Genomic DNA, 7330 nt, shown 5'->3' on the forward strand with positions numbered 1-7330 from the left:
ATGATGAGGATTGACCGTGACGACATCCATGTTTTGTTTGAGTAGCCACTTTGAGAGGTTTATCCAATAATGACCGGTAGGTTCCATTCCGACTATCGTGGTGTCTAGGTTTTTCATGTGTTTTAGTTCCTTGATCCAGTTTAGTAAGCTAGTAAAGCCCTCTTCGTTATTTTCAAAAGACAAAGGTTTCCCGACCACAATGCCCCTATAGTTTACAGCACGGGCCACGTGTACGTGTTGGGCAATATCCACACCAACAACTAGATGTTGATCCGTAATTCTCTCAATTAGTTGATTTTGTTTGTTTTGCATTTTAAAATTCATAGTAGGGCTTCCTCCTTAAGACTTTGAGTTAGATTGGACTCTATACTCGTATCTTACTGAGGGGCTCTATTTTTTTCAAACCTGATATTTAACAATCTACAGGAATGCTAAAGGGGCAGTTTAGTTCATTAAGGTTTCAGTATAGAGGTTATTCAAAATGCAAAAAGCATATGGAAGGATTTTTTGTCTGGGGGATTTTAATGTCATTTGAACAATGTCAGAGAATTACTTCTTTAATGTCAGGATTTAATAAAACGTGGTTCTTTGCAGGCGGTTGGGCAATTGACCTTTTTATCGGTAGAGAAACAAGACAACATCAAGATATAGAGATTGCCTTATTTCGGAAAGATCAATTAAACCTGAAGGAATTTCTTAAAGAATGGGATTTTAAAAAGGTTATTAAAGGTAGGTTCTATACTTGGGAAAATGAGTTTTTAGAGTTACCTATTCACGAAATACACGCATTGAATAAGTCAAATGGAGATAAATTAGAAGTTCTTCTAAATGAAACAAAGGATAATGATTGGAAATTCAGAAGGGATTTAACGATTTCCCATCCACTTAAGTCAGTTTGGAGTTATTCTGATACAGGCATTCCTTATCTAAATCCAGAAATTGTACTTTTATATAAAGTGAAAAACACAAGAGATAAAGACCATCAAGACTTTATGGCGATAATAGATAATTTAGATGATGAGAGGAAAGAATGGCTTCAGTATGCTATACAATTGCACGAACCTGAACATAAATGGCTTCAATTCTTAACATAACGTCTTAATGAAATAACGGTGTAGTTAGTGAAAAAAGAATAAAGTGTTTAATTTTGTTCAATAAAGCATTATTTAACAGATTCAAAAAGGAGAATCCTTTGGGTAAGGATTCTCCTTTTTATTATGGAAACCATTATATTTATTCTAGGCATGCCTCAATCCAAATCTTACCAAAAACATAAATATAAGTCTATTTCTTTTTTAATAAATATGGAAAAATTATGATAGTAACAATGAAAAATTCCCTTAAGAAAGAGGCGATTTTGAACATGAAACAAAACATTTATGATCATCCAGAATTCTTCCAGAGTTACCGAAACCTACGTGAGTCTGAATCGAATTACAATGATTTACTAGAACAACCTACCCTAAGAGATATGCTACCTGAATTAAAGAATAAAATTGTATTGGATGTAGGCTGTGGTATGGGGGACTTCGCAAAGTATTGTGTAAAGGAACAGGCTAGGGAGGTCGTGGCGATAGACATTTCAAAGAAAATGATTCAAGTTGCTCAGCAAAGAAATTCCCATGAACGTATTAACTATGTAAATATTGCTTTAGAAGATCTTCAGATAAAACAACATGAATTTGATGTTGTAGTTAGTTCACTAGCTTTACATTATATACGGGACTATGATGTTGTTATAAAAAAAATTAACTGTTGTTTAAAAGAAATGGGGGTTTTTCTTTTCTCCATTGAGCATCCGATTGTAACAGCTAGAAGAAATATGGATAATTGGATAGTTGATAAAGAAAACAACAGATCACATTATGCAGTTGATCATTATCAGGACGAAGGTGAAAGGCAGCAACATTGGTATATAGACGGTATTGTTAAATATCACCGTACTTTTTCAACTCTAATAAATGAACTAATCCTGAATGGCTTTCAGATTGAGCAAGTAATTGAGCCTATTCCCGATAAAAAAGCATTGAATAGTTTACCGAAAATTATTAATGAGATGAGAAAACCTTCTTTTATGATCATTAGGGCAAAGAAAGTTTGGTAATATTGGAGGTTGCCGCGGCAACCTTTTTCTTATTGCACTCCCATGAAAATTAAAAAAGCTCAAAATCCAGAAAAAACCACCCAGTAAAAACGCTTTTTAAAAAAAGGCTGAGCCTTATGAGTGATCTGATTGAGTTTGGTAAATCGTTAAACAAAAACCTCCAATTAAAGCAAATTAAGTAGAGGCCAGCGCGACGACCAAAAAAGGATTAATCTCCCATGAGTGCTACCCAAAAAGGGCGCGACAGTCGGTGGTACACCGCGGTCGTCGGAGTCAGACTAACGGATGGGCTCAAAGGCACCATAGTTCAACGACCTTCTTCGCCAGCCATTAAAATATTATCGACATAGAGACCAATTTTCATTCTCTGTGGTGAAGCGCTGATTTTTGCGCTTCATGGATGGCTAACGGGGCAGTTTAGTTGAAGAACGATTTAAGATGTTACAATTAAGTTGGATATTTGAATTAGAATAAAAGTTGGGGGAAAAGAGTGAATATTGAACAAAAGTTATATCAAGCAACGAAAGAACTTATTGAAAAAAGATACCCTTCTGGCTGGGGTGGAGCAGCAGCAATGTACACTAACAATGGAGAAATATTGACAAGTGTATCACCAGAGGTCATAAATGCTTCAACAGAGTTATGTATAGAAACAGGTGCGATTTTGGAAGCACATAAATTTAATACAAAAATCACTCATTCAATTTGCGTTATAAGAGATGATGAAAACCAAGAATTTAAAGTATTAACTCCTTGTGGGGTCTGTCAAGAAAGATTATTTTACTGGGGAAGGGATGTAAAAGTCGCAGTTACTATTTCAAAGGATCAGGAACAATTACTTTTTAAAACCTTAGAAGAAGTCCAGCCGTATCATTGGTCTCACGCATACAAAGATGAAGAATTATTCAACTAACGAGTGCGTTGGCTGAAGATCGGAGCTGTCTTTAAAAGGCAGCTTTTTCTTATGGCACTAACGGGGCAGTTTAGTTGAAGAACAGGTAATAAAATTACTATGTCGAATTAGTAACAAATGGGGTGATTAATTTTGATACATGTAAAAAGTTTGGAACAAAGTGAGCATGATTTAGATTTTTTAACGAATATGATGTATGAAGCTATTTATATTCCTGAAAATAAGCCACCTAAAGAAGAACTGTTAAATTTACCACATATCAAAAAATATAGTGAGGGATGGGGACGAAAAGGTGATAGAGCAATAATTGCTTTTGAGGATAATTTTCCTGTTGGTGCAGCATGGTATCGCCTATTTGCAGAAAATCAAAAAGGTTATGGATATGTTGATGATAAGACTCCTGAACTGGGTATAGCTGTAATTAATAAAGTAAGAGGTAAGGGAATAGGTAACCTGCTTATGGAAAAGTTAATTGAAACAGCTTCTAGAGATGGTTATACATCACTATCTTTGAGCGTTGACCCTAAAAACACTCAGGCTGTACAACTTTATAAGAAACTTGGATTTGAACAATGTGATTCATCAGGAACATCTTGGACAATGATATATAACATCTCTTCCAGTTAGAAATTTTTACCTAACGGGTGCTTTAGCTGAAGATTGGAGCTGTCTTTAAGGTAGCTTTTTCTTAAGGTACTAACGGGGCAGTTTAGTTGAAGAAGGAAATTTCCAAAAATCGGGCGAAATATTTAGAATAAAATATTTTGAGGAGGATTAAATTGAGTAATCTGGTGAAAATTAAAGCCCTTAAATTCCCTGATATTCTTCACTATGAATGGGAAGGCGAACTGCTTCGTCACACCTCCGATTATTTACTTGTCCTATGCAAACCAGGTCGCAAATTTATTCATCATACCAAAAATAAGATTTTTACTATCGAAAATACCTCTTTAGAGTATTTTTCCTTGAAAGAATGGTTCACGGCTGCGATGGAGGTTGAAGATGGAAAAGTTGTATCTACTTATTGTAATGTAGCAAAGCCTTCCATATTTAATAACAAAGAAATAAGTTTTGTTGATTTAGATTTAGATTTTATTCAGGAAAAAAATAAAGAATGGAGAGTGGTTGATGAGGATGAATTTGAATCAAATAGTATTAAATATGGGTATTCAATAGAATTAAAGAGGGAGACACTAAAAGCACTAAAAAGACTAAAGGAAGGAGTGAGGCGGGGAAATTTCCCTTTCAACAATCAAGTTGCGTCTCTATTTGAAAACCAAAATTCTTAGACCCGGAGTAGGTATTGCTTTTCCTATTTAAATCGAGTAGATTGTGAAGAATTGTACTTAAACTAACGGGTGCGTTAGTTGCATAAGGTTTACTAAAAATAATAAAATTTTTTTATAAAAACTGTATAATAATTAACAAGAAAAGAATCCATTTTGATCAATCTTTTTTCAAAATGGATTCTTTTTATTTAAGTTAATATGTGAGTTTAGGAGGAACTTTTGATCAACCTTATTAGAACAGACAACCATCGGAAATGAAATTTATAGAAAAAGACCATCTTTTAAAAAAACATGGTCTTTTTCAGTGCTCACCAACCTAGGCCTTTTCACTGATTGATTTCGTTATCGGACGTTCGTTAGGTATTTTTCGTGCACATAACCTGTTCCCTTACCGTACTGAATTTTGTACCAAGAGTTGCTCTTATTAATTACGGTAACGATTTGGTCTTTCTTCAAAGAGCCAAGAACTTTCCCTGATGTGGATGGTTGGGAACGGACATTTAACTTCGTAGCATTGACCTTACCAGTTATATTCTTCGCTGCCGGTTTGTTTAATGTGTAGGAAGTGGTCGTTGTACGTTTGTTCTGGCTTGGATCTATCGCTGTAATGGTAAACGTATACTTTCCGTTCGATACCTTTGATACATCCCATGATGCACTTTGGACACCGGCATTTTTATTAGTATTATTGGTCAGTGTCGCGACGGTTTTGCCTTTGGCATCTTTTACTTGAACGGTGACCTTCGCCTTTTCATTAATCTCATACTTCAAAGAAACTTTATTCGTTTTTGAATCATATGAGTTTTTTATATTTTTAATGGAAGGTGCCGATATATCGGGTTTTGTTAATGTAAATGGAACCGTTTCTGAGCTTTTATTTTTACTGCTGTCAATCGTTGTAATTTCAAATGAGTACTTACCGTTCGATACCTTCGAGACATTCCACGATGTCCATTGAACACCAGCATTTTTCTCTACATTATTGATCGGAGTAGCTAGGATTTTACCTTTTACGTCTTTTACTTGAACGATAACCTTAGCTTTTTCATTGATCTCATACTTCAGAAAAACTTTATTCGTTTTTGAGTCATATGAGGTATTTGTATTTTTAATAACTGGAGCCGTTGTATCAGGCTTTATTAATGTAAATGGAACCGATGCTGAACTTGTATTATTACTACTATCAATCGTTGTAATTTCAAAGGTGTACGAACCGTTGCTTACCTCTGATGCATCCCAAACGGCTAATTGCGATCCTGACGGCTTTTCGTCCCCTTTGACAAGAGAAGCGACGGCTTGTTCTTTTTCATCCTTTACTTCCACTGTCACATTCGCTTTTTCATTCGTATCAAAGGTTAATTTGACTTGGTTTGTTTTAGAATCGTAATCGGTTTTTATATCTTTAATCGTTGGTGCTGTTTCATCTTTAGGTGCAGGATCTGGAACTGGTGTTGGGATTGGCGTTGGAATGACTGGTGCCGGTTCTGGCTTTACTGGTTCTACTTCCTCAGGTTCTGGCTTATACGCTTGTTTTAAGCTTGTCCCTTCATAATAGAAAGCAAGAATATCACGATACGTATTTCCCTGTTCGCCAGCTTTTTTCGCGCCATACTGACTTAGTCCGACACCATGGCCGAAGCCCTTTCCTGAAACGTTAATCGTATCCGTTGTAGTATCCACTTTGTCTACTAAATAGCTTTTCATGAAGCTCAGACCGATAATTGCTCTAATTTTTGAAGCCGTTACGTCTTCTAATATTACACTTTGCTGTAGCGCTTTCCCCTGTTCTTTCACTATAAATTCAATCGTAATACTTCCTTTACTCACCCTGCCGCCACTTGTTGGTGCGTGAAGGGATAGGAAAGGGACAGCCGTAATTTTAATGTCTTTACCTGTATAGCCATTTGTCTGTAGCCATGCTTTTATATTAGAAATTTCTTGTGTTTGTTGGGTTTCCTTCGTATTCGCCCACCATGTATCTGCTTTGGTTAGATCTAAGTTTGTAAGGTCTATTTGTTGCTTTTTCACACTAAAACTCCACACAGTTTGCGGATCATATGGATCGTCTTTGACCATTAAATATGGTCGCTCTGTGCCGCCCCAAACATTTTTGTTGGACTCGGTTTTTCCTCCATTGCTAGAGGAAAAAAGAGCATCTGAACCTATATGTAGTTTATCACCATAACCAATGACCTGACCTTCTGTTGCTTTAACAGCTTTTGTTGAATTTTCGTGCCAAGCGTAGCCACCGTATACCTGGTAACTAATTGTGTCATCGGGCGTTCTGTTGATGTAGCCCATTGCATAGGTTCTTGCCGCAACGGCCTGTGCCTTTAAGGCTTCTTGATTCCATAAAGCCGGCATTTCAGCTGGAACGACCCCTTTTAAATAATCTTCAAGGCCAATCGAGTTAAAGGGGCGGATGAATTTTCCATCTTCCATAATAAAGCGGAAACCTCCTAAGTATGAACGGCCATTAATCGAAAGTGGACCGTTCCCTGTTTCGGGTTTCACTTCAATCTCAGAAGCTTTGCCCACTTCTTTTGAATCTGTTAGAACAACAATCTCCGTACCGCTGACCCTCAACGTATACTTCTTGTTCGATTCTAGTTTTACATTTGCTAGATTCGTAGTGTACGTGACTTCCGGTTCGACGGTAATCTCAGATTTGTTACCAAGGTAGCCTTTTAATTTAACCTTAATGATCGGGTCGGCTGCCGCCTTAACAGTCATTTCTGGAAGTAAAGATAGCATGAGAACGAGTGTAACAAACATCCATATTCCATTTCGCACCTTTTTCATTGAATAACCTCCTAATAATTTGGGAAAATATTAAAATAATAGTATACCATCCATAATGATACATCAGTCTATACTATTTTAGGGGTCATATTGTGAAAATTTCTACTTAAACTAACGGGTGCGTTAGCTGAAGATCGAAGCTGTCTTTAAGGCAGCTTTTTCTTTATGCAACTATCGGGGCAGGATAGTTGCATAAGGAATGGAGAATATAAGCTATAAAAA

Annotated in this window: 7 protein-coding genes; 5 read left to right on the plus strand and 2 right to left on the minus strand. The window is 36.3% G+C overall.

Annotation, left to right across the window (positions count from 1 at the left end; all coding sequences use genetic code 11):
* Positions 1–324: IS110 family transposase (locus J7E52_RS26020; RefSeq protein ID WP_214751353.1), on the minus strand; the 324-nt coding region annotated here is incomplete at its 3' end.
* A gap of 200 nt (positions 325–524) precedes the next feature.
* Here J7E52_RS26020 and J7E52_RS26025 point away from each other — a divergent pair.
* From J7E52_RS26025 to J7E52_RS26045, 5 genes are all read left to right on the plus strand, one after another.
* Positions 525–1094 (plus strand): nucleotidyltransferase domain-containing protein, encoded by a 570-nt coding sequence (locus tag J7E52_RS26025; protein ID WP_214751355.1) that lies wholly within the window; start codon positions 525–527, stop codon positions 1092–1094.
* Positions 1095–1363: 269 nt separating this feature from the next.
* A complete protein-coding gene (locus tag J7E52_RS26030; protein WP_214751357.1) occupies positions 1364–2104 on the plus strand; it encodes a class I SAM-dependent methyltransferase in 741 nt (246 codons plus the stop codon).
* A gap of 490 nt (positions 2105–2594) precedes the next feature.
* The gene (locus J7E52_RS26035) at positions 2595–3017 is read left to right on the plus strand and encodes a cytidine deaminase (protein WP_214751359.1); all 423 of its coding nucleotides are present in this window, start codon (positions 2595–2597) and stop codon (positions 3015–3017) included.
* A 132-nt stretch (positions 3018–3149) separates the two neighbouring features.
* Positions 3150–3644, plus strand: a complete 495-nt coding sequence (locus tag J7E52_RS26040; RefSeq protein ID WP_214751361.1) for a GNAT family N-acetyltransferase — start codon at positions 3150–3152, stop codon at positions 3642–3644.
* A gap of 152 nt (positions 3645–3796) precedes the next feature.
* Entirely contained in the window at positions 3797–4306 is a 510-nt protein-coding gene (locus tag J7E52_RS26045; protein WP_286198092.1) for a DUF402 domain-containing protein, read from the plus strand.
* A gap of 342 nt (positions 4307–4648) precedes the next feature.
* Here J7E52_RS26045 and J7E52_RS26050 read toward each other — a convergent pair whose 3' ends face one another.
* Positions 4649–7108, minus strand: coding sequence for a SpoIID/LytB domain-containing protein (locus tag J7E52_RS26050; protein WP_214751363.1), 2460 nt, complete (start codon positions 7106–7108; stop codon positions 4649–4651).
* Positions 7109–7330: the final 222 nt, after the last annotated feature.

Origin of the sequence: Bacillus sp. ISL-34 (genome assembly GCF_018613325.1) — a bacterium.
In the GTDB taxonomy this organism is placed as follows: domain Bacteria; phylum Bacillota; class Bacilli; order Bacillales; family DSM-1321; genus Peribacillus.